The organism is Agrobacterium sp. rho-8.1 (genome assembly GCF_033957725.1).
In the GTDB taxonomy this organism is placed as follows: domain Bacteria; phylum Pseudomonadota; class Alphaproteobacteria; order Rhizobiales; family Rhizobiaceae; genus Agrobacterium.
On record NZ_CP192788.1, the window covers coordinates 1,047,814 to 1,069,981 of the forward strand.

General features: G+C 55.4%; 33 protein-coding genes. 32 read left to right on the forward strand and 1 reads right to left on the reverse strand.

Annotated features, from left to right (window positions below; genetic code table 11):
• The first annotated feature begins 296 nt into the window (after positions 1-296).
• The 32 genes from rpsL to RMR21_RS05355 all read left to right on the forward strand — a co-directional run bounded on the left by rpsL (position 297) and on the right by RMR21_RS05355 (position 21,251).
• Positions 297-668 (forward strand): 30S ribosomal protein S12, encoded by a 372-nt coding sequence (gene rpsL / locus RMR21_RS05200; RefSeq protein WP_042618537.1) that lies wholly within the window; start codon positions 297-299, stop codon positions 666-668.
• A gap of 78 nt (positions 669-746) precedes the next feature.
• On the forward strand, positions 747-1,217 hold the full coding sequence (gene rpsG / locus RMR21_RS05205) for a 30S ribosomal protein S7 (RefSeq protein ID WP_045232852.1): 471 nt from the start codon (positions 747-749) through the stop codon (positions 1,215-1,217).
• Positions 1,218-1,244: 27 nt separating this feature from the next.
• Positions 1,245-3,344, forward strand: coding sequence for an elongation factor G (gene fusA, locus RMR21_RS05210; protein WP_498669640.1), 2,100 nt, complete (start codon positions 1,245-1,247; stop codon positions 3,342-3,344).
• A gap of 66 nt (positions 3,345-3,410) precedes the next feature.
• Positions 3,411-4,586 (forward strand): elongation factor Tu, encoded by a 1,176-nt coding sequence (gene tuf / locus RMR21_RS05215; protein WP_498669628.1) that lies wholly within the window; start codon positions 3,411-3,413, stop codon positions 4,584-4,586.
• Between the two features lie 464 nt (positions 4,587-5,050).
• Positions 5,051-5,359, forward strand: a complete 309-nt coding sequence (rpsJ, locus tag RMR21_RS05220) for a 30S ribosomal protein S10 (RefSeq protein WP_003507767.1) — start codon at positions 5,051-5,053, stop codon at positions 5,357-5,359.
• A 170-nt stretch (positions 5,360-5,529) separates the two neighbouring features.
• Positions 5,530-6,171, forward strand: a complete 642-nt coding sequence (gene rplC, locus RMR21_RS05225) for a 50S ribosomal protein L3 (RefSeq protein ID WP_042618533.1) — start codon at positions 5,530-5,532, stop codon at positions 6,169-6,171.
• Positions 6,172-6,183: 12 nt separating this feature from the next.
• Positions 6,184-6,804: a 50S ribosomal protein L4 gene (gene rplD / locus RMR21_RS05230; RefSeq protein ID WP_045230776.1), complete on the forward strand. Its 621-nt coding sequence runs from the start codon at positions 6,184-6,186 to the stop codon at positions 6,802-6,804.
• Positions 6,801-7,094: a 50S ribosomal protein L23 gene (locus tag RMR21_RS05235; RefSeq protein ID WP_042618531.1), complete on the forward strand. Its 294-nt coding sequence runs from the start codon at positions 6,801-6,803 to the stop codon at positions 7,092-7,094. Before rplD ends, RMR21_RS05235 begins: the two co-directional genes overlap by 4 nt.
• A 45-nt stretch (positions 7,095-7,139) precedes the next feature.
• Positions 7,140-7,976 carry a 50S ribosomal protein L2 gene (rplB, locus tag RMR21_RS05240; protein ID WP_498669641.1) on the forward strand — a complete coding sequence of 279 codons (837 nt, stop codon included), beginning with the start codon at positions 7,140-7,142 and terminating at the stop codon, positions 7,974-7,976.
• A 15-nt stretch (positions 7,977-7,991) separates the two neighbouring features.
• Positions 7,992-8,270 carry a 30S ribosomal protein S19 gene (gene rpsS / locus RMR21_RS05245; protein WP_067643709.1) on the forward strand — a complete coding sequence of 93 codons (279 nt, stop codon included), beginning with the start codon at positions 7,992-7,994 and terminating at the stop codon, positions 8,268-8,270.
• A gap of 2 nt (positions 8,271-8,272) precedes the next feature.
• On the forward strand, positions 8,273-8,662 hold the full coding sequence (gene rplV, locus RMR21_RS05250; protein WP_067643706.1) for a 50S ribosomal protein L22: 390 nt from the start codon (positions 8,273-8,275) through the stop codon (positions 8,660-8,662).
• Positions 8,662-9,396 (forward strand): 30S ribosomal protein S3, encoded by a 735-nt coding sequence (gene rpsC / locus RMR21_RS05255; RefSeq protein ID WP_498669642.1) that lies wholly within the window; start codon positions 8,662-8,664, stop codon positions 9,394-9,396. Before rplV ends, rpsC begins: the two co-directional genes overlap by 1 nt.
• Positions 9,397-9,434: 38 nt before the next feature.
• Entirely contained in the window at positions 9,435-9,848 is a 414-nt protein-coding gene (gene rplP / locus RMR21_RS05260; protein ID WP_042618528.1) for a 50S ribosomal protein L16, read from the forward strand.
• A gap of 12 nt (positions 9,849-9,860) precedes the next feature.
• A complete protein-coding gene (rpmC, locus tag RMR21_RS05265; protein WP_498669643.1) occupies positions 9,861-10,061 on the forward strand; it encodes a 50S ribosomal protein L29 in 201 nt (66 codons plus the stop codon).
• A 12-nt stretch (positions 10,062-10,073) separates the two neighbouring features.
• Entirely contained in the window at positions 10,074-10,310 is a 237-nt protein-coding gene (gene rpsQ, locus RMR21_RS05270; RefSeq protein ID WP_045230771.1) for a 30S ribosomal protein S17, read from the forward strand.
• Positions 10,311-10,541: 231 nt separating this feature from the next.
• Complete coding sequence (gene rplN, locus RMR21_RS05275) at positions 10,542-10,910, forward strand: 50S ribosomal protein L14 (RefSeq protein ID WP_003495199.1); 369 nt, start codon at positions 10,542-10,544, stop codon at positions 10,908-10,910.
• A gap of 12 nt (positions 10,911-10,922) precedes the next feature.
• Positions 10,923-11,231, forward strand: coding sequence for a 50S ribosomal protein L24 (gene rplX / locus RMR21_RS05280; RefSeq protein WP_498669644.1), 309 nt, complete (start codon positions 10,923-10,925; stop codon positions 11,229-11,231).
• Entirely contained in the window at positions 11,224-11,781 is a 558-nt protein-coding gene (gene rplE, locus RMR21_RS05285; protein ID WP_174152667.1) for a 50S ribosomal protein L5, read from the forward strand. Before rplX ends, rplE begins: the two co-directional genes overlap by 8 nt.
• Positions 11,782-11,814: 33 nt before the next feature.
• The gene (rpsN, locus tag RMR21_RS05290) at positions 11,815-12,120 is read left to right on the forward strand and encodes a 30S ribosomal protein S14 (protein WP_498669645.1); all 306 of its coding nucleotides are present in this window, start codon (positions 11,815-11,817) and stop codon (positions 12,118-12,120) included.
• Between the two features lie 12 nt (positions 12,121-12,132).
• Positions 12,133-12,531, forward strand: coding sequence for a 30S ribosomal protein S8 (rpsH, locus tag RMR21_RS05295; protein WP_042618522.1), 399 nt, complete (start codon positions 12,133-12,135; stop codon positions 12,529-12,531).
• Positions 12,532-12,573: 42 nt separating this feature from the next.
• Positions 12,574-13,107: a 50S ribosomal protein L6 gene (gene rplF / locus RMR21_RS05300; protein ID WP_183897653.1), complete on the forward strand. Its 534-nt coding sequence runs from the start codon at positions 12,574-12,576 to the stop codon at positions 13,105-13,107.
• Between the two features lie 12 nt (positions 13,108-13,119).
• Complete coding sequence (gene rplR, locus RMR21_RS05305) at positions 13,120-13,482, forward strand: 50S ribosomal protein L18 (protein WP_498669646.1); 363 nt, start codon at positions 13,120-13,122, stop codon at positions 13,480-13,482.
• Between the two features lie 119 nt (positions 13,483-13,601).
• Positions 13,602-14,171, forward strand: coding sequence for a 30S ribosomal protein S5 (gene rpsE / locus RMR21_RS05310; protein WP_045230766.1), 570 nt, complete (start codon positions 13,602-13,604; stop codon positions 14,169-14,171).
• An 11-nt stretch (positions 14,172-14,182) separates the two neighbouring features.
• Positions 14,183-14,389 carry a 50S ribosomal protein L30 gene (gene rpmD / locus RMR21_RS05315; RefSeq protein ID WP_045230765.1) on the forward strand — a complete coding sequence of 69 codons (207 nt, stop codon included), beginning with the start codon at positions 14,183-14,185 and terminating at the stop codon, positions 14,387-14,389.
• A 16-nt stretch (positions 14,390-14,405) separates the two neighbouring features.
• Positions 14,406-14,885 (forward strand): 50S ribosomal protein L15, encoded by a 480-nt coding sequence (gene rplO, locus RMR21_RS05320; RefSeq protein ID WP_498669647.1) that lies wholly within the window; start codon positions 14,406-14,408, stop codon positions 14,883-14,885.
• A 316-nt stretch (positions 14,886-15,201) separates the two neighbouring features.
• Complete coding sequence (secY, locus tag RMR21_RS05325; protein ID WP_498669648.1) at positions 15,202-16,542, forward strand: preprotein translocase subunit SecY; 1,341 nt, start codon at positions 15,202-15,204, stop codon at positions 16,540-16,542.
• Positions 16,539-17,153 (forward strand): adenylate kinase, encoded by a 615-nt coding sequence (locus RMR21_RS05330; RefSeq protein ID WP_498669649.1) that lies wholly within the window; start codon positions 16,539-16,541, stop codon positions 17,151-17,153. The genes secY and RMR21_RS05330 overlap by 4 nt, the downstream gene beginning before the upstream one ends.
• 221 nt (positions 17,154-17,374) lie before the next feature.
• Positions 17,375-17,743 (forward strand): 30S ribosomal protein S13, encoded by a 369-nt coding sequence (gene rpsM / locus RMR21_RS05335; RefSeq protein WP_067643674.1) that lies wholly within the window; start codon positions 17,375-17,377, stop codon positions 17,741-17,743.
• 137 nt (positions 17,744-17,880) lie between these two features.
• Entirely contained in the window at positions 17,881-18,270 is a 390-nt protein-coding gene (gene rpsK / locus RMR21_RS05340) for a 30S ribosomal protein S11 (protein ID WP_174152672.1), read from the forward strand.
• Between the two features lie 185 nt (positions 18,271-18,455).
• Complete coding sequence (locus RMR21_RS05345) at positions 18,456-19,466, forward strand: DNA-directed RNA polymerase subunit alpha (RefSeq protein WP_045230760.1); 1,011 nt, start codon at positions 18,456-18,458, stop codon at positions 19,464-19,466.
• A gap of 132 nt (positions 19,467-19,598) precedes the next feature.
• Positions 19,599-20,015, forward strand: a complete 417-nt coding sequence (rplQ, locus tag RMR21_RS05350; protein WP_498669650.1) for a 50S ribosomal protein L17 — start codon at positions 19,599-19,601, stop codon at positions 20,013-20,015.
• Between the two features lie 300 nt (positions 20,016-20,315).
• Positions 20,316-21,251, forward strand: a complete 936-nt coding sequence (locus RMR21_RS05355) for a hypothetical protein (RefSeq protein ID WP_498669651.1) — start codon at positions 20,316-20,318, stop codon at positions 21,249-21,251.
• Between the two features lie 268 nt (positions 21,252-21,519).
• On the opposite strand, the gene RMR21_RS05360 is transcribed toward RMR21_RS05355, so the two are convergent.
• Positions 21,520-22,155, reverse strand: coding sequence for a DUF930 domain-containing protein (locus RMR21_RS05360; protein ID WP_498669652.1), 636 nt, complete (start codon positions 22,153-22,155; stop codon positions 21,520-21,522).
• Between the last annotated feature and the right edge of the window lie 13 nt (positions 22,156-22,168).

The window sequence follows — 22,168 nt, forward strand, 5'->3', positions numbered from 1 at the left end:
CCTTGACGAAAGCGGGGTAAAACAGTAGTACGCCCGCCATCGGAACCAATGTGAGGTTTGGCTTTCTGGAACGACTCGTTCCAGACATTGCCTCAAACAAGGGTCCAAAAACACGTACGAGACACGATTGTTGCATGCAAGACGTAGGATGTACGTCCTCTGCTCTTGGTGGTCCATCCGTCGAAAAACGGATAGGGCCACGATTTATGCATGAAGCTATGCGTGCGTCGTTGCCGGAAACGGTATAACCGCCATCCGTGAGGGTGGCTAAAGTAGTTTTTGCAAGGGATGGTTATATGCCTACCGTAAACCAGCTGATCCGCAAGCCACGTCAGGCACAGGTAAAGCGTAATAAGGTTCCTGCTCTGCAGGAAAACCCACAGAAGCGCGGCGTTTGCACACGCGTTTACACAACGACCCCTAAGAAGCCTAACTCGGCTCTTCGTAAGGTTGCCAAGATCCGCCTCACCAACGGCTTTGAAGTCATCGGTTACATTCCAGGTGAAGGTCATAACCTTCAGGAACACTCCGTTGTCATGATCCGTGGCGGCCGCGTAAAGGACTTGCCGGGCGTTCGTTACCACGTCATCCGTGGTGTTCTCGATACCCAGGGCGTCAAGAACCGCAAGCAGCGCCGCTCCAAGTATGGTGCGAAGCGTCCGAAGTAATTCGGGTTCAAACAAATTCAGGCGCTGCGCGAGGTTCTCCGCGTGGTAAAGCGTCCCTAACAATTGAGAGACAAGAATATGTCCCGTCGCCATAGTGCAGAAAAGCGTGAGATCAATCCGGACCCGAAGTTCGGCGATCTGATCGTTACCAAGTTCATGAACGCCATCATGCTTCACGGCAAGAAGTCGGTCGCAGAAAGCATCGTTTACGGCGCGTTCGACGTCGTTCAGGGCAAGTCCAAGGCAGAGCCACTCGGCATTTTCCATTCGGCCCTCGACAACGTTGCTCCGCACGTTGAAGTGCGTTCGCGCCGCGTTGGTGGTGCAACATACCAGGTTCCGGTCGATGTTCGTCCAGAGCGCCGTCAGGCTCTCGCGATCCGCTGGCTGATCGCTGCTGCGCGCAAGCGCAATGAAACAACCATGGTTGATCGCCTGTCTGGCGAACTCATGGACGCTGCGAACAACCGTGGTTCTGCAGTCAAGAAGCGCGAAGACACGCACAAGATGGCTGACGCCAACCGTGCATTCTCGCATTACCGCTGGTAATCTAACCGATCTGAGAGGCAGTCCGTTATGGCTCGCGAATATAAAATCGAAGACTACCGCAATTTCGGTATCATGGCGCATATCGACGCCGGCAAGACGACGACGACCGAGCGTATTCTTTATTACACTGGTAAGTCGCACAAGATCGGCGAAGTTCATGATGGCGCAGCCACGATGGACTGGATGGAACAGGAGCAGGAGCGTGGCATCACGATCACTTCTGCTGCGACCACGACCTTCTGGAAGGGTCGCGATGGCAAGATGCGCCGTTTCAACATCATCGACACCCCCGGCCACGTTGACTTCACGATTGAAGTTGAACGTTCGCTGCGCGTTCTCGATGGTGCGATTGCACTTCTCGACGCCAACGCCGGTGTAGAGCCGCAGACGGAAACCGTCTGGCGTCAGGCTGAGAAGTACAACGTTCCGCGTATGATCTTCTGCAACAAGATGGACAAGACCGGTGCTGACTTCTACCGCTCGGTAGAAATGATCAAGACCCGTCTCGGCGCCATCGCTGTCGTCATGCAGCTCCCGATCGGTGCAGAAACCGAATTCAAGGGCGTTATCGATCTGATCGAAATGAACGCTCTGATCTGGCGCGACGAATCGCTCGGCGCTCAGTGGGACGTCGTTGAGATTCCTGACGACATGAAGGAAAAGGCTGCTGAATATCGCGAGAAGATGATCGAACAGGTCGTCGATATCGATGAAGAAGCAATGGAAGCCTACCTGAACGGCGACATGCCGGATAACGACAAGATCCGCGAACTCGTTCGCCGCGGTACCATCGACGTGAAGTTCCACCCGATGTTCTGCGGTACTGCATTCAAGAACAAGGGCGTTCAGCCACTTCTCGACGCCGTTTGCGATTACCTGCCTTCGCCGCTGGACATTCCTGCGATCAAGGGCATCGACTTCAAGACCGAACTCGACATCGAGCGTCATCCTGACGACAGCGAGCCGCTTTCCATGCTTGCGTTCAAGATCATGAACGACCCATTCGTTGGTTCGCTCACGTTCGCACGCATCTATTCCGGCAAGCTCGAAAAGGGCACATCGGTTCTGAACACGGTCAAGGACAAGCGCGAGCGTGTCGGCCGTATGCTCCAGATGCATTCCAACTCCCGCGAAGACATCGAAGAAGCCTTCTCTGGCGACATCGTTGCGCTGGCTGGCCTCAAGGAAACGACTACAGGCGATACGCTTTGCGATCCTCTGAAGCCGGTTATCCTCGAGCGTATGGAATTCCCTGAGCCGGTTATCCAGATCGCCATCGAACCGAAGACCAAGGGCGACCAGGAAAAGATGGGCCTCGCGCTCAACCGTCTGGCTGCTGAAGATCCTTCGTTCCGCGTTAAGACGGATGAAGAATCCGGTCAGACGATCATCGCTGGCATGGGCGAACTTCACCTCGACATTCTCGTTGACCGTATGCGTCGCGAGTTCAAGGTTGAAGCTACCGTTGGTGCTCCTCAGGTTGCTTACCGTGAAACGATTACGCGTCAGCACGAAGAAGATTACACACACAAGAAGCAGTCCGGTGGTACCGGTCAGTTCGCTCGTGTTAAGATCATCTTCGAACCAAATCCTGATGGCGAAGAGTTCAAGTTCGAATCCAAGGTCGTTGGTGGTGCTGTTCCGAAGGAATACATCCCAGGCGTTCAGAAGGGTATCGAAAGCGTTCTGTCGTCCGGTCCTCTCGCCGGCTTCCCGATGCTCGGTGTCAAGGCGACACTGATCGACGGCGCTTACCACGATGTCGACTCCTCGGTTCTGGCGTTCGAAATCGCATCGCGTGCCTGCTTCCGTGAAGCAGCGAAGAAGGCTGGTGCACAGCTTCTCGAGCCGATGATGAAGGTTGAGGTCGTGACACCTGAAGATTACGTCGGTGACGTTATCGGCGATCTGAACTCGCGTCGCGGTCAGATCCAGGGTCAGGAAAGCCGTGGCATTGCCGTTGTTATCAACGCGCATGTCCCACTGGCCAACATGTTCAAGTACGTCGACAACCTGCGCTCCATGTCTCAGGGTCGCGCACAGTACTCGATGACCTTCGATCACTATTCGCCGGTTCCAAGCAACGTTGCTCAGGAAATCCAGGCAAAGTACTCCGGTCAGAAGTGATCGGGGTACGCCCCAAACGAAATTTAGAGTTTATTCCCTTTACGGGACAGGAATGGAGAGCCACGAATGGCAAAGAGCAAGTTTGAGCGCAACAAGCCGCACGTCAACATTGGCACGATCGGTCACGTTGACCACGGCAAGACGTCGTTGACTGCTGCAATCACGAAGTATTTCGGCGAATTCAAGGCGTACGACCAGATCGACGCTGCACCGGAAGAAAAGGCCCGCGGTATCACGATTTCGACGGCACACGTTGAATACGAGACACCTGCTCGTCACTACGCGCACGTCGATTGCCCCGGCCACGCCGACTATGTGAAGAACATGATCACCGGCGCTGCCCAGATGGACGGCGCGATCCTGGTCTGCTCGGCCGCCGATGGCCCGATGCCACAGACCCGCGAGCACATTCTGCTTGCCCGTCAGGTTGGCGTTCCTGCGATCGTTGTGTTCCTCAACAAGGTTGACCAGGTTGACGACGAAGAGCTTCTGGAACTGGTAGAACTGGAAGTTCGCGAACTTCTGTCGTCCTACGATTTCCCGGGCGACGACATTCCAATCGTCAAGGGCTCTGCTCTTGCTGCTCTGGAAGACTCGGACAAGAAGATCGGCGAAGATGCGATCCGTGAACTGATGGCGGCTGTTGATGCCTACATCCCGACACCTGAGCGTCCCATCAACCTTCCATTCCTGCTGCCGATCGAAGACGTGTTCTCGATCTCGGGCCGTGGTACGGTTGTCACGGGTCGCGTTGAGCGCGGTATCGTCAAGGTTGGTGAAGAAGTTGAAATCGTCGGCATTCGCGCCACGACCAAGACGACTGTGACCGGCGTTGAAATGTTCCGCAAGCTGCTCGATCAGGGCCAGGCTGGCGACAACGTCGGCGCGCTGATCCGTGGCGTGCAGCGCGATGGCGTTGAACGTGGCCAGATCCTGTGCAAGCCAGGTTCTGTCAAGCCGCACAAGAAGTTCATCGCAGAAGCCTACATTCTGACGAAGGAAGAGGGCGGTCGTCATACACCATTCTTCACGAACTACCGTCCACAGTTCTACTTCCGTACGACGGATGTGACCGGTATCGTTTCGCTTCCAGAAGGTACGGAAATGGTTATGCCAGGCGACAACGTGACTGTTGAAGTCGAACTGATCGTTCCGATCGCGATGGAAGAAAAGCTGCGCTTCGCGATCCGCGAAGGCGGCCGTACCGTCGGCGCCGGCATCGTCGCTTCGATTGTTGAATAACAATCGTTAGCGATGGCGAAAGCCTGCCGACGGCACTCAAAGTAACGAAACGGCGCGCAAGCGCGGTTTCGTGAACGGCGCCGGCATCGTCGCTTCGATCGTCGAGTAATAAAAGCAGGCGGTGCTCTCGCACCGCCGCGAAGAGAGCAGGGGGTTCCCTGCTGTGTGATCGGGTTCGATGGCGGTGTGAAAAACACCGCCATCGAACGTTTTATAAAAAGCGTTGTATCGTTGCATTTTTAAGGCTTGAAAAATTCAGTGAAAGCGCGTAAACGCGCACTCACACTCACCAGTTGGATTCGCAGTACGTCGCGACACCCGGTGATTCAACTTTACAGACTACCGAAATGATTGGGATGCGGTTTGCATTCCTCTTGATTTTTGAAAATCTGCGGCGACACGATCAACAGGTTCATGTATTTCCGCGTGCGGAATTGCAAAGACAAAGAACAAGGACAAGACGAATGAACGGCCAGAATATCCGTATCCGCCTCAAGGCGTTTGATCACCGGATCCTCGATGCCTCTACCCGTGAAATCGTGTCGACCGCCAAGCGCACCGGCGCCAGCGTTCGCGGCCCGGTTCCACTGCCCACCCGCATCGAAAAGTTTACCGTCAACCGTTCTCCTCACGTTGACAAGAAGAGCCGTGAGCAGTTCGAAATGCGGACGCACAAGCGTCTTCTCGATATCGTAGACCCGACGCCACAGACCGTTGACGCTTTGATGAAGCTCGACCTCGCTGCTGGTGTTGACGTCGAAATCAAGCTCTAAGACCTCGGCCCGACCTTGCGAAAGTAAGGGCCGATATAACAAGGAAGGTACGTGGAGCAATCCAACGACTTCCAATCCGGAGACCGGAAACGTCGTGAGATGTCGAAGGGAACTCCTTAACAAAGGCCACAGAGGGTTCTCCCTTCAAGGCTCGCAAGAGGATTGAACCAATGCGTTCAGGTGTGATTGCACAGAAAGTGGGTATGACTCGGGTCTATAATGACGCCGGTGAGCATATCCCAGTAACGGTACTGCGTTTGGACAACGTACAAGTTGTTTCCCAGCGCACAGAAGACAAGAATGGCTACACCGCAGTTCAGCTCGGTGCAGGCCAGTCCAAGGTCAAGAATACGACAAAGGCACTCCGCGGTCATTTTGCCGCTGCCAGCGTCGAGCCGAAAGCAAAGCTCGTTGAGTTCCGGGTTTCCCCCGAAAACCTCATCGACGTCGGTGCAACACTGACCGCAGATCATTTCCAGACAGGCCAACTGGTAGACGTTACCGGCACGACGATCGGTAAGGGTTTTGCCGGTTCGATGAAGCGTCACAACTTCGGTGGTGGTCGCGCGTCGCACGGTAACTCCGTATCGCACCGTGCTCACGGTTCGACGGGTTCTAACCAGGATCCCGGTAAGGTCTGGAAGGGCAAGCGCATGGCTGGTCACATGGGCAGCACACGCGTCACCACCCAGAATCTGGAAGTGGTTTCGACTGATGAGGGTCGCGGTTTGATCCTCGTGAAGGGCGCCGTTCCCGGTTCCAAGGGTTCCTGGATCATCGTCCGCGACGCCGTTAAGTCGGCAGCGAAGTAAGGGAGCCTCATCATGGAATTGAACGTCAAAACCCTCGAGGGAAAAGACGCCGGCACGGTATCCCTGTCGGACGAAATTTTCGGCCTCGACCCACGCCAGGACATCTTGGCCCGCATGGTTCGTTACCAGCTTGCCAAGAAGCAGCAGGGAACGCACAAGACCAAGAACCGTTCGGAAGTTTCCCGTACGGGTGCAAAGATGTACAAGCAGAAGGGTACGGGCCGCGCTCGTCACCATTCGGCTCGCGCACCGCAGTTCCGCGGCGGCGGCAAGGCCCACGGCCCAGTCGTTCGCAGCCACGCACATGATCTTCCGAAGAAGGTTCGTGCGCTTGCACTGCGTCACGCTTTGTCTGCAAAGCTGAAGTCCGAAGAACTGATCATCGTCGATCAGCTCGTTGCGACCGATGCGAAGACAAAGGGCCTGCTCGGCCACTTCGCAACGCTTGGCCTGACCAACGCTCTCGTCATCGGTGGCGCTGAACTTGATGGAAACTTCAAGCTCGCAGCCCAGAACATCCCGAATGTGGACGTTCTGCCGATCCAGGGCATCAATGTTTACGACATCCTGCGCCGCGGCAAGCTCGTGCTGTCCAAGGCTGCGGTTGAAGCCCTTGAGGAGCGGTTCAAATGACGGATCTTCGCCACTACGATGTGATCGTATCTCCTTCGATCACGGAAAAGTCGACGCTGGTCTCTGAACAGAACCAGGTCGTATTCAACGTCGCCAAGGACGCTTCGAAGCCTGAAATCAAGGCTGCAGTCGAAGCACTCTTCGGCGTCAAGGTCACGGCAGTGAACACGCTTATCCGCAAGGGTAAGACTCGTCGTTTCCGTGGATTCGCTGGTAAGCGTAAGGATGTCAAAAAAGCCATCATTACGCTGGCCGAAGGTCAATCCATAGACGTGTCCACCGGACTCTAAAAGGTTAGGCCCAAGCGGGCAAAGACCCAAAAGGGAACAAATACAATGGCATTGAAAAGTTTCAATCCGACCACGCCAAGCCAGCGTCAGCTGGTTATCGTGGACCGGTCTTCGCTCTACAAGGGCAAGCCGGTAAAGGCTCTTACAGAGGGCCTCAGCTCGAAGGGTGGCCGTAACAATCAGGGCCGGATCACCGTTCGTTTTCAGGGCGGCGGTCACAAGCGGACCTACCGTCTGGTAGACTTCAAGCGTCGTAAATTCGACGTTGAAGGTACGGTCGAGCGTCTGGAATATGACCCTAACCGCACCGCATTCATCGCGCTCGTGACATACACGGACGGCCAACAGGCTTACATTCTCGCGCCACAGCGTATTGCTGCCGGTGACAAGGTGATCGCCTCCGAAAAGGCAGTGGACGTGAAGCCAGGCAACACAATGCCTCTTCAGTACATTCCAGTCGGTTCGATCATCCACAACGTCGAGATGAAGCCAGGCAAGGGTGGTCAGATTGCCCGCTCCGCCGGCACGTATGTTCAGCTCGTTGGTCGCGATGCAGGGATGGCGATCCTTCGCTTGAACTCCGGTGAGCAGCGTCTGGTGCATGGTTCCTGCCTTGCATCGATCGGTGCTGTCTCGAATGCCGATCATGGCAACATCAACGACGGCAAAGCCGGTCGTTCACGCTGGCGCGGCAAGAAGCCTCACGTTCGCGGTGTCGTGATGAACCCTGTCGATCACCCGCATGGTGGTGGTGAAGGTCGTACGTCTGGTGGTCGCCATCCGGTGACTCCGTGGGGTAAACCCACAAAGGGCAAGCGGACTCGCTCCAACAAGTCGACCGACAAGTTCATCATGCGTTCGCGCCATCAGCGCAAGAAGTAAGAGAGGAACTCTCAAATGGCTCGTTCAGTATGGAAAGGTCCGTTTGTTGACGGTTATCTTCTCACTAAGGCTGAGAAGGTACGCGAAGGCGGACGCAGTGAAGTGATCAAGATCTGGAGCCGTCGCTCCACGATCCTGCCTCAGTTCGTTGGTCTGACATTCGGCGTCTACAACGGCAGCAAGCATGTACCCGTCTCTGTCAACGAAGACATGGTCGGTCACAAGTTCGGTGAATTCTCTCCGACCCGGACCTATTACGGTCATGGTGCGGACAAGAAGGCAAAGAGGAAGTAATCATGGCGAAGGCTAAGACCGAACGCCGGCTGAAGGACAATGAGGCTCAGGCCATTGCCCGTACGCTTCGCGTCAGCCCCCAGAAACTTAACCTAGTTGCCGCTCTTATCCGTGGTAAAAAGGTCGATCGCGCTCTCGCTGAGCTCGAGTTTTCTCGCAAGCGGATTGCCGCCACCGTCAAGAAGACGCTGGAATCGGCCATCGCAAATGCGGAAAACAACCATGACCTCGACGTCGACGCTCTCGTCGTCGCCGAGGCCTATGTTGGCAAGTCCATCACCATGAAGCGTTTCCACGCTCGTGGCCGTGGCCGTGCATCGCGCATCGAAAAGCCGTTCTCTCACTTGACGATCGTCGTTCGTGAAGTGGAAGAAAAAGGGGAGGCCGCATAATGGGTCAGAAAATCAATCCAATCGGTTTCCGCCTCGGTATCAACCGCACTTGGGATAGCCGCTGGTATGCAGACACAGCCGAATACGGCAAGCTTCTGCACGAAGACCTGAAGATCCGTGCTTACCTGATCAAGGAATTGAAGCAGGCTGGCATCGCCAAGGTCATCATCGAACGTCCGCACAAGAAGTGCCGCGTGACCATTCACTCGGCTCGTCCGGGTCTGATCATCGGCAAGAAGGGTGCAGACATCGAAAAGCTTCGCAAGAAGATTTCCGAGATGACTGCGTCTGAAACGCACCTCAACATTGTTGAAGTGCGCAAGCCGGAAATCGACGCAACACTCGTTGCACAGTCGATCGCTCAGCAGCTCGAACGTCGTGTGGCTTTCCGCCGTGCCATGAAGCGTGCTGTTCAGTCCGCACTGCGTCTTGGCGCCGAAGGCATCAAGATCACTTGCGGTGGTCGTCTTGGCGGCGCTGAAATCGCTCGTACCGAATGGTACCGCGAAGGTCGCGTTCCATTGCACACTCTGCGTGCAGACATCGACTACGGTGTGGCGGAAGCCACGACTGCATTCGGCATCTGCGGCATCAAGGTCTGGATCTTCAAGGGCGAAATCCTTGAGCACGATCCGATGGCTTCCGAGCGTCGTGGGCTCGAAGGTGATGCACAGGGTCCGGCAAGCCGTGAGCAGCGCGGTGATCGTGGCGACCGTCGCCGCGAGAACGCTTGATTGACGCTGGCGAAAGATAAGCTCGGAGAAGTTAGAAAATGTTGCAGCCAAAGCGTACTAAGTACCGTAAGCAGTTTAAGGGTCGCATTAAAGGTGTGGCCAAGGGCGGCTTTGACCTGGCATTCGGTGAATTCGGCTTGAAGTCGCAGGAACCGAACCGCGTTAACGCACGCGAGATCGAAGCGGCCCGCCGCGCGATCACACGTTACATGAAGCGCGCTGGTCGTGTGTGGATCCGCGTATTCCCAGACACTCCGGTCACGGCGAAGCCGACCGAAGTTCGTATGGGTAAGGGCAAGGGTTCTGTTGAATACTGGGCATGCAAGGTCAAGCCTGGTCGTATGATGTTCGAGATCGACGGTGTTTCCGAGGAGATCGCCCGCGAGGCGCTTCGTCTCGGCGCTGCCAAGCTCTCGGTTAAGACGCGCTTCGTTCAGCGCATCGCAGAGTAAGGAGCAGGCACCATGAAAGCCGAAAACGTTCGCGGCCTCAGCGCCGATCAGCTCAAGGACAAGCTTGCCGACCTGAAGAAAGAGCAGTTCAACCTGCGCTTTCAGAAGGCAACCGGCCAGCTGGAAAAGTCCTCGCGCATCGACGAAGTCCGCAAGGACATCGCCCGCGTGAAAACCATTGCCCGCCAGAAGGCGGCAGAAGCCAAGGCCTAAAGGAAGAATAATATGCCTAAACGCATTCTGCAGGGCGTCGTTGTGTCCGACAAGAACGAGAAGACCGTTGTAGTTCGTGTTGAGCGTCGATTCGCTCACCCGCTGCTTCAGAAGACCGTTCGTCGTTCGAAAAAATACAAGGCGCACGACGAGAACAACCAATTCAAGATCGGCGATGTCGTTTCCATCGAGGAATGCGCACCGATCTCCAAGGATAAGCGCTGGACGGTTGTTTCCGCCCAGGCATAATTTCAACTGATTTTCGCGCAGGTCTTGCTATATGCGCGGAAGTCTGTATGAAGCAGCGCAAGGACGCTCGTTCACGGGCGTTCTTTTGCTTTGATGCGCACGGAAGGTCCGTTAGGAAACCACCCTGTCACGATTATTCCGCGCGAAAACAGAGACATTCATAAGCTGGAACAGGGGGCTGTTTGCTAAACGTGCCCAACCGGTCCGGTAACAACAAGAAGGCGACCTGACATGATTCAGATGCAAACAAACCTCGACGTGGCGGATAATTCCGGCGCACGTCGTGTCATGTGCATCAAGGTGCTGGGCGGCTCGAAGCGCAAGTATGCTTCCGTTGGCGACATCATTGTCGTTTCGATCAAGGAAGCCATTCCGCGCGGCCGCGTTAAAAAGGGCGACGTGATGAAGGCGGTTGTTGTGCGTACCGCTAAAGACATCCGCCGCGCTGATGGCAGCGTCATCCGTTTCGATAACAACGCAGCCGTTCTTATCGATAACAAGAAAGAGCCGATCGGCACCCGTATCTTCGGACCGGTTCCACGCGAACTTCGCGCAAAGAACCACATGAAGATCATCTCGCTGGCTCCAGAAGTACTGTAAGGAGCGATAGCGATGCAGAAAATTCGTAAAGGCGACAAGGTTGTCGTATTGACCGGTAAGGACAAGGGCCGTACCGGCGAAGTAACACAGGTCTTGCCGAAAGAAGACCGGGCTTTTGTGAGTGGCGTCAACATGGTGAAACGTCACCAGCGCCAGACCCAGGGCCAGGAAGCCGGCATCATCAGCAAGGAAGCTTCCTTGCACATTTCCAACCTCGCCATCGCCGATAAGGATGGCAAGCCAACTCGCGTTGGTTTCTCGGTTGTCGATGGGAAGAAGGTCCGCGTGGCCAAGCGTTCGGGAGAAGTGATCGATGGCTGAGTCCAAGTACGAGCCGCGTCTCAAGGCTGAATACGTTTCCCGTATTCGTGGCGCAATGCAGGAGAAGTTCTCCTACGCAAACGTGATGATGATCCCCAAGCTGGACAAGATCGTCATCAACATGGGCGTTGGTGAAGCAACCGCTGACTCCAAGAAGCCGACGGTCGCTGCTGGCGATCTGGCAGCTATTGCCGGTCAGAAGCCAGTCATCACCAAGGCTCGCAATTCCATCGCGGGCTTCAAGGTTCGCGAGCACATGCCGATCGGTGCGAAGGTTACACTTCGTGGCGTCCGCATGTACGAATTCCTTGATCGTCTGGTCAACATCGCGCTTCCGCGCGTTCGCGACTTCCGGGGCCTGAACCCCAAGAGCTTTGACGGCCGTGGCAACTTCGCCATGGGCATCAAGGAGCACATTGTGTTCCCAGAGATCAACTACGATAAGGTTGATCAGATGTGGGGCATGGACATCATCGTTTGCACGACGGCAAACTCGGATGACGAAGCACGGGCTCTTTTGACAGAGTTCAACTTCCCTTTCCGTCAGTAACCGTAACGACGAGCGTAGAAAAGGAACTCCGATATGGCGAAAACAAGCGCAGTTGAAAAGAACAAGCGCCGCCGCAAGACGGTTGCCTCACAGGCTGGCAAGCGTGCCTCCCTCAAGGCAATTGTCATGAACCAGTCCCTTCCGATTGAAGAGCGGTTCCAGGCAACCCTGAAGCTCGCTTCGCTGCCGCGTGACGGCTCGAAGACGCGTATCCGCAACCGCTGCGAAGTAACGGGCCGTCCGCGCGCGTTCTACCGCAAACTTGGGATGTCGCGTATTGCGCTTCGCGAGTTGGGCAATTCCGGCAAGGTGCCGGGTATTGTCAAGTCCAGCTGGTAAGGAGACGGGCACATGACAATGACTGATCCGTTGGGTGATATGCTCACCCGAATCCGCAATGGTGCAGCCCGTCGCAAGTCTTCGGTCAACACACCGGCATCCAGCCTGCGCGCACGCGTTCTCGACGTGCTTCAGGCTGAAGGCTACATTCGCGGTTATTCGAAGGTTGATTTTGAGAACGGCAAGTCCGAACTCACAATCGAACTGAAGTACTACGAAGGCGCGTCCGTGATCCGTGAGATCGGCCGCGTTTCCAAGCCGGGCCGCCGAGTTTATGTCTCGGTCAAGTCCATTCCGCAGGTTGCGAACGGCCTCGGTATCACTATCCTTTCGACTCCGAAGGGTGTGATGGCCGATCACCAGGCTCGCGAACAGAACGTTGGTGGCGAGGTTCTTTGCTCCGTCTTCTAAGACTGAGCAAGGATCTCCTTAACGGACAGACAGGATAGAAATATGTCTCGTATCGGTAAAAAGCCCGTTCAGGTTCCTGCAGGTGTGACGGCCACTGTCGACGGCCAGAAGATTACTGCCAAGGGTCCTAAGGGTGAACTGTTCTTCGTCGCCAATGACGAAGTCCAGGTTAAACTGGAAGATAACGCGGTGTCCGTGACACCGTCCAGCGACAGCAAGGAAGCTCGTTCCAAGTGGGGCATGTCCCGCACGATGGTCGAGAACATCTTTAAGGGTGTCAAGGACGGCTACGAACGCAAGCTCGAAATCAACGGCGTTGGTTATCGTGCGGCCATGCAGGGCAAGAACCTGCAGCTGGCACTCGGTTTCAGCCACGACGTGGTTTACCAGACTCCGGAAGGCATCACGATTGCCGTTCCGAAGCCTACGGAAATCATCGTTTCGGGTATCAACAAGCAGCAGGTCGGTCAGGTTGCCGCGGAAATCCGCGAATACCGTGGTCCCGAGCCCTACAAGGGCAAAGGCGTCAAGTACGCTGAAGAACGGATCATCCGCAAAGAAGGCAAGAAGAAGTAAGGATCACGCGAAATGGCTAGCAGGAAAGAAGCACTTGCACGTCGCGCGAGCCGCGTGCGCCGCCAGATTAAGGCGGTTGCCAACGGTCGCCCGCGCCTGTCGGTTCATCGCTCGTCGAAGAACATCTACGTTCAGGTCATCGATGATGTCGCCGGTAAGACGCTCGCGTCTGCCTCGACACTCGATACAGGTCTGCGCTCGTCCTTGAAGACGGGTGCGGACGTTGCAGCAGCGGCCGCGGTTGGCAAGCTCGTTGCCGAACGCGCCGGCAAGGCTGGCGTTAAGGATGTCGTATTCGATCGCGGCGCCTTCATTTACCACGGCCGTATCAAGGCTTTGGCTGAAGCTGCCCGCGAAGGCGGTCTGAACTTCTAATCTTTTACCTGCCCGGGTAATATCCGGGCAGGTTTTCACCGGACCATGCGGGTTTCAGCAATGAAGCCGATGGTCTTTTCGTTTGCCGTTCCACCCGTAAAAGAAAAAGGACAAGGACAATGGCACAGGAAAAAAGAGGTTCTCGCGACGACCGCCAGAACCGCGAAGAGCGCGATAGCGAATTCGTTGACAAGCTGGTAGCTATCAACCGCGTTGCTAAAGTTGTGAAGGGCGGCCGTCGTTTCGGTTTTGCTGCTCTCGTCGTTGTCGGCGACCAGAAGGGCCGCGTTGGCTTTGGTCACGGCAAGGCTCGTGAAGTGCCTGAAGCGATCCGCAAGGCAACGGAAAGCGCTAAGCGCGATCTGATCTTTGTACCGCTGCGCGATGGCCGTACACTGCACCATGACGTCAATGGTCGTCACGGCGCTGGCAAGGTTCTTCTGCGCTCTGCAAAGGCTGGTACCGGTATCATCGCCGGTGGTCCGATGCGCGCTGTTTTCGAAACGCTCGGCGTTCATGACGTCGTCGCCAAGTCGACCGGTTCCTCGAACCCATATAACATGGTTCGCGCAACGTTCGACGCTCTGAAGCACCAGGTTCATCCTAAGGACGTCGCTGCACAGCGCGGTCTGAAGTATGCGACCCTTCAGTCACGCCGCGCCGCTTCCGGCAACGCTGCTGAAGAATAAGGAGCAGTATCATGGCCAAGAAGACTACTGAAGCCAAGACGACTGTTACGGTCGAACAGATCGGCAGCCCCATTCGCCGCCCTGCGGTTCAGCGCCAGACGCTGATCGGCCTGGGTCTCAACAAGATGCACCGTCAGCGCACTCTGGAAGATACGCCAGCTGTTCGCGGCATGATCCGTGCTGTCCAGCATCTCGTTCGCGTCGTAGACGAGAAGTGAGACGGAGGAAGTCATCATGAAACTCAATGAAATTAAAGACAACGAAGGCTCCACCAAGGATCGTATCCGCGTAGGTCGCGGTATCGGTTCCGGTAAGGGCAAGACCGGTGGTCGCGGCGTCAAGGGCCAGAAGGCTCGTTCAGGCGTTGCCGTCAACGGCTTTGAAGGCGGCCAGATGCCAATCTACCGTCGTCTGCCAAAGCGTGGCTTCACCAACATCTTCGCTTCCGAGTATGCAGAAGTTTCGATCGGCCGCGTTCAGGCCGCCATCGATGCAGGCAAGCTGGACGCAAAGTCGACGGTAGATGCTGCTGCTCTCAAGGCTGCCGGTGTCATCCGTCGCCTCAAGGACGGCGTTCGCATCCTGGCTGATGGCGAGCTGACGACGAAGGTTTCCTTCGAAGTGGCCGGCGCTTCCAAGACGGCTGTTGAAAAAATCGAGAAGTCTGGTGGTTCCATCAAGCTTCTGGTTGTTGCAGCCGAAGCCGCAGAGTAATATAAGACAATGAACGCCCGGTGTGTTTCACTCCGGGCGTTTGCTCTAGAAGTCGCATAAGCCTTTGAATCCTAATCGATTAAACGAGGATTAAGCGAATACTCTCAAGCGATGCGTTCGTTTCGCGGGGAGAGCCTCACAGTTCGCAAGCGTTCAGCGGAATGCGAAACGGACGAACGAAAACAAGGGTGAGGCATGATGATCGGCGATAAAGCCGTGATCCGTCCGAAGCCCGGTTTTTGAACCAGTATCTTTTAGACCTTTTCCGGAATTGCCGGTTTCCGTGCCGCTGGACAAGGGTCATGCGGAGAAATTTATGGCTTCAGCAGCGGAACAACTGGCCTCAAACCTGAATTTTTCGACCTTCGCGAAAGCTGAAGATCTGAAAAGGCGTCTTTGGTTTACCCTTGCCGCACTTCTCGTTTATCGCCTTGGCACGCATATTCCGCTTCCAGGTTTGAACCCGGAAGCGTTCGCACGCGCCTTCCAGGGGCAGGCCAACGGAATTCTCGGTCTCTTCAACATGTTTGCGGGCGGCGCGGTAGAGCGCATGGCGATTTTCGCGCTCGGTATCATGCCCTACATTTCCGCATCGATCATCGTGCAGCTCATGACCTCCGTCGTGCCCTCGCTCGAAGCCTTGAAAAAGGAAGGCGAAGCGGGCCGCAAGATCATCAACCAGTACACGCGTTACGGCACCGTGCTTCTCGGAACGTTGCAGGCCTACGGCATTGCAGCCGGACTTGAGAGCGGGGCAGGGCTCGTCGTCGATCCAGGCTGGTTCTTCCGCGTTTCCACCGTCATCACGCTGCTCGGCGGCACGATGTTCCTGATGTGGCTCGGTGAGCAGATCACATCGCGCGGTATCGGTAACGGTATTTCACTGATCATCTTTGCAGGTATCGCCGCGGGTCTTCCCAAGGCACTTGCCGGTACGCTCGAGCTTGGTCGTCAGGGTGCCATCTCGACACCCGTGATTCTGACCGTACTCGTGGTTGCCATTGGCGTCATCGCTCTGATCGTCTTCGTGGAGCGCGCGCAGCGTCGTCTTTTGATCCAGTATCCAAAGCGACAGGTCGGCAACCGGATGTTCCAGGGCGATACGTCGCACCTGCCGTTGAAGCTGAACACGGCTGGCGTCATTCCCGCAATCTTCGCATCGTCGCTGCTGCTTCTGCCAGCGACCGCAGCGGGCTTCACGAACAGTACGAACCTGCCGCCTTGGGCGACGACCATCATTGCGTCGCTTCAACACGGCCAGCCGCTGTTCATGTTGCTCTACGGCCTCCTGATTGCGTTCTTTGCCTTCTTCTATACGGCGATCGTTTTCAATCCGAAGGATACGGCGGACAATCTGAAGAAGCATGGTGGCTTCATTCCCGGCATTCGTCCAGGTGAGCGTACGGCTGAATATATCGACTACGTGTTGACGAGAATCACCGTCGTCGGTGCCATCTATCTCGTGTTCGTCTGTATTCTTCCCGAAACGCTGATCGCGCGGACGGGTATACCATTAGCCCTTGGTGGTACTTCGCTTTTGATCGTAGTCAGTGTAACTCTTGATACTGTTGCACAGATTCAGGGTCACCTGATTGCCCAACAGTATGAGGGGCTGATCAAGAAATCGAAACTGCGTGGAGGAAAGAGGGGACGATGAGACTGATATTTTTGGGACCACCGGGTGCAGGCAAGGGCACCCAGGCAAAGCGCCTGACGGATAAGTATGGCATTCCACAACTGTCGACCGGCGACATGCTTCGAGCTGCGGTCAGCGACGGATCTGAAATTGGCAAACGCGCCAAGGAAGTCATGGACGCGGGTGGTCTCGTATCTGACGATATCGTCAATCAGATCGTTTCCGAACGCATAGAGCAGGCGGACTGTGCCAAGGGGTTTATCCTGGATGGATACCCCAGGACCGTTCCGCAGGCGAAAGCGCTGGGTGAAAACCTGCGTGACAAGGGTATCGATCTCGATGCTGTCATCGAGCTCAAGGTAGACGAGGAGGCGCTGGTGCGCCGAATCGAAAACCGCGTGGCAGAGACGGTTGCAGCTGGTGGTACGGTCCGTTCGGACGACAATCCGGAATCTTTCCGCAAACGTCTATCGGAATACCGCGAAAAGACCGCTCCATTGTCGGAATACTATCACGGCCAGGGCGATCTCGTGGTACTCGATGGCATGGCCCATGTGGACGTTGTCACCGCAGCGATCGAAGGTGTTCTTGAAAAAGAACGCGCCTCCGCAGCCTCTGTTGCGCATAACTAAAGAATCTTAACGGCCCCGGTTGCTTTTTTGAACCGATTCCGTTACACCGCGCCAACTCGCGACAACCCAAGCGACTGGCGCGGATTTTCCTTTAGGGAAGGAAAGTCCGAGTTCGGTCGTTTTAACTTGTGACGAACACGAATTTTGAACTGGCGGCAGTCGTGCCGCTCAAATGAAAGCACCACTTGCCGGATGGCAACTGGAACGCAAGGAGAATAGACGTGGCACGTATCGCTGGCGTCAACATCCCAACGGCTAAGCGCGTTGTTATCGCCTTGACCTATATCCACGGGATTGGCACGAAATTCGCGCAGGAAATCGTTGCAAAGGTCGGTATTCCGGCTGAGAAGCGCGTTCATCAGCTGACGGACGCTGAAGTCCTTCAGATCCGCGAAGCAATCGATCGCGACTATCGCGTCGAGGGTGATCTTCGTCGTGAGACTTCGATGAACATCAAGCGTCTTATGGACCTCGGTTGCTACCGTGGTCTGCGTCACCGCCGCGGCTTGCCCGTACGCGGTCAGCGCACGCACACCAACGCTCGTACTCGCAAGGGTCCAGCGAAGGCGATTGCAGGTAAGAAGAAGTAATCTTCCGGTTTTCCGGAGAGGGAGGGCTGGTGCAAGCCGCACCAGCCTTTCTGAGTTTGGCGAAAGGCTTCTAGGAGGCTGATTGCTGGTGTAGCCGCTGGTGTTACGGCGGTGCAGAGATCAAGGAAAGGTATACCATGGCTAAGGAAGCCGCTCGCGTTAAACGTCGCGAACGTAAAAACATCACGACGGGCGTTGCGCACGTCAACTCGACCTTCAACAACACGATGATCACCATCACCGACGCGCAGGGCAACGCAATTGCCTGGTCGTCTGCTGGTGCCAAGGGCTTCAAGGGTTCGCGCAAGTCGACACCGTTTGCTGCCCAGATCGCTGCTGAAGACGCTGCCAAGAAGGCTCAGGAACACGGCATGAAGACGCTGGAAGTTGAAGTTTGCGGTCCGGGCTCCGGTCGTGAATCTGCTCTTCGCGCTCTGCAGGCCGCCGGTTTCATGATCACGTCCATCCGCGATGTGACGCCGATCCCGCACAACGGTTGCCGCCCGCGCAAGAAGCGTCGCGTCTAACGCGTTTCTGTTTGGGAGTTCCGCCTTACCTTCGGTTTGGCGGAATTTTCGCGTAATCGGCGTGGGGGTTGCCGGCTTGACCGGTCTTCCGACGCTTAAAACCCTCCGATGAACGTTAAGTTCCTCTCGGTGATCATGCTCGGTCCGCCACGATTGGATGGTGGCGGCGAACGGAAGGTTTAAAGATGATTCAAAAGAATTGGCAGGAACTGATCAAGCCGAACAAGGTCGAGTTTACCTCTTCCAGCCGCACAAAGGCAACTCTGGTTGCCGAGCCGCTTGAACGGGGTTTCGGCCTGACACTCGGTAACGCGCTTCGCCGCGTTCTCTTGTCGTCTCTGCGTGGCGCCGCTGTGACTGCGGTACAGATCGATGGCGTTCTGCACGAGTTCTCCTCCATTCCCGGCGTTCGGGAAGATGTGACGGATATCGTTCTGAACATCAAGGAAATCGCCATCAAGATGGATGGTGACGATTCCAAGCGCATGGTCGTGCGCAAGCAGGGTCCAGGTTCGGTAACCGCTGGTGATATCCAGACGGTTGGCGACATCGAAATCCTCAACCCCGACCACGTTATCTGCACGCTGGACGAGGGCGCTGAAATCCGCATGGAATTCACCGTCAACAACGGCAAGGGCTATGTGCCTGCAGATCGTAACCGCGCTGAAGATGCACCTATCGGTCTTATTCCGGTGGACAGCCTTTATTCTCCGGTCAAAAAAGTGTCCTACAAGGTGGAAAACACCCGTGAAGGTCAGGTTCTTGATTACGACAAGTTGATCATGACGATCGAGACCAACGGTTCGGTTTCCGGCGAAGATGCCGTTGCCTTCGCCGCTCGCATTCTTCAAGACCAGCTCGGCGTCTTCGTCAACTTCGACGAGCCGCAGAAGGAAGCAGAAGAAGAATCTGTGACCGAACTGGCATTCAACCCGGCGCTTCTCAAGAAGGTCGACGAGTTGGAACTGTCCGTTCGTTCGGCCAACTGCCTGAAGAACGACAACATCGTCTATATCGGCGACCTCATTCAGAAGACCGAAGCCGAAATGCTTCGTACGCCGAATTTTGGTCGCAAGTCGCTCAACGAAATCAAGGAAGTTCTCGCTTCCATGGGTCTGCATCTCGGCATGGAAGTGCCCGCATGGCCACCGGAGAACATCGAAGATCTCGCGAAGCGCTACGAAGACCAGTATTAACCAATAAGAAGGCAGGCCCTCTAAAGACTGCCTTTCCCCGTCAAACAACAGGCGCCGTCTTAAGAGACAGGTTGCCTGCATGTGCCAGGAAACGGCAGGTCCGGATAGGAACCTGCATAAAGGAGAATAGCAATGCGCCACGGAAATTCAGGCCGCAAGCTCAATAGAACTGCCAGCCACCGTAAGGCAATGTTTGCCAACATGGCTGCTTCGCTCATCACCCATGAGCAGATCGTAACGACTTTGCCAAAGGCGAAGGAAATCCGTCCGATCGTCGAGCGTCTCGTAACCCTCGGCAAGCGCGGCGACCTGCACGCTCGTCGTCAGGCGCTGTCGCAGATCAAGGATCAGGACGCCGTTCGCAAGCTGTTCGATGCGATCGCTGAACGCTACGCAACCCGCAACGGCGGCTACCTTCGCATCATGAAGGCTGGCTATCGTCAGGGCGACAATGCGGCTCTGGCTGTCATCGAATTCGTTGAGCGCGACGTTGACGCCAAGGGCAAGGCTGACAAGGCTCGCGTTGCTGCAGAAGCCGAAGCCGCATAAAACGGACGCTGAAAAGCGTCGGTCATCATTAAAAGAAGCCGGATGAGCGATCATCCGGCTTCTTTGCGTTTTAAGGCCCGCCTACGATGATTTTGCAGAGACGTTTCATGGCTCGGTTGCTTATTTCTGACCATCGGACATAATTGCGCCCGTTTTGGTTGAAGAATATATGGGAAATGCTTTTCTGATATCAGGCGAACTTTATCACGATGCTTCGTTTGTGGTCATGTTGGCGGACCGGGCCACGCACATTTCATCGCTCGGTCTTCGCCAGATTCATCAACGGTGAGGAAGATAGCAATGGCACGTCCGGTGAGCGACGAGGAGATAAGTGGGGCCAATTCGGGATTTCGATCGCGGTTTGATGTCTGGGCCTCTTGGAATTTGACTCACACGGCTTCCATACATAACCAGACCTACCAGGATCAGGAGTTTTTGCGCCTCGCGTGGTACTCTCTAAAAACATTGGGAGGACAAGACACTCTGGCAAGCAAGAACCTTGCCCATTTCCTCTCAGGTACCGGAACCAGCAAAAATTTGCCGTTGAACCAACTCTTTCAGCAAGATGGGGGCGTTACAAAAGAGTTTAACTCAAGGGTAGGAGCGCAAATCTACAGAGCGGAAAGCGTATATAAAATGCTCAAGCGAAAGGATGACATATCGCTTGAAGACTTTTTAAAATCAAATTTACGCCAATATGCCGACCCCCCTCAGAACAGTCCTGTTGATTTCAAGAAAGATTACGGACCATCACCGGGTCCATATGATGGACATGTTGAGGTGAAACAAACGATGTTCGCAAATAACGACTGGAAAAATACAACCGGTGGCCTCTCTCTCTTGTGGATTTACCTCGGCTCAAGTGGAACCGGGGTTTACAAGCAGCACCGTGTGTCCGCCTTTTGCTTAAAGCGCTATAAATGGCATCCCCAAGAACGGCGAGATACGCAACTCCTCCATATTGCATCCGAGAATGCCAAGGCGCCATCTACCGATACATTTACCCGTTCCGCCGCGATGGATGCATCTTCTATGGGTGCCCGTACGGGTGTGGTTATACCAAAAAATGGGGAGATTAAATTGGGTTCGGAAACCATAGGCCATTGGAAAGACGAGGGCTTAGTGCGGCAGACGACCTATAATCCGGCAAGGGAGTATTTGCTCATATTTCCACCCGTTGAAAGGATCGTTCCTGTCTTCGTTCCAACGAGCAAAACCATTATGATTGGCGGCTGAGCTGTCGACAAAATGAAGCGAGTTACAGGTGTCTCGTGCGGTATCGCCCTTGATTGAAATGGAAAGGCTTCCACTCGTCTATCACTTCCATAGGCACGGCTTGCGCATATTTTGAACAATCTCGGTGCTGGTTTCTTAACGGTTCGATGGTGATGCCGGGCATACTCAGTTCTGCCATGAATTTTCCGAGACGGGTTTGATTGTTTCAGTGCGTCTTTGGATAGATTCTTTTAACAGAGTAGGGCCTGTCGACAGTTGTGCCCGCCGCTCAATCCGACGCGCCATCTTCATCCGGAATATTGTGCTCTGCCCAGATTTCCTTTGGGATCTCATCCCCCAAGCGGAATTCAAAGGCGTTAACGTGCTGTTTGTCTGGCGTCAGATGACACCGGAAGACAAGTCGATACCAATCGCGCTTGCTGTGCAGCGCCGCTCCGGCAGCAATGAAATCGCTGCCTGATATCTTGGTGTCGGCCATGGCATAGGCCACGATCCGGTCAGGCCGGAGCTCTTTGTTCCAAGCACCAACCTGCGCCATTGCCTCCAGATTGCAGAGCTGTTCGACCTGCTCCGCTGGCGCCAGCTGTTTCAACGCTTGTCTGGCCTGGCTGCTGCGATGATCTGCAAGAACGGATTCCGATAGCATCTTGGAAGGTTTTACGAATGTCGTTTCGTCGTTTCGATGGTGAATGACAGGTGGCTCAGGGGTGATTGCTTCGGCCGGCTCGATAATCTTTCCGGAATCTGTCGGATGGTCGCTTTTGCGATCTGGTATGTCAGGGCGTTCTTCGATGGCTAAACTTGGCGCAACCGGCTTTTGCCGCGCTTCTATTGGTCCCGAACTGACGATTTGCACGTTGATGCTGTCTTCTTGACCGACGGAAATGGGTGAGGGCGAGGGCATGAGGTACCATCCG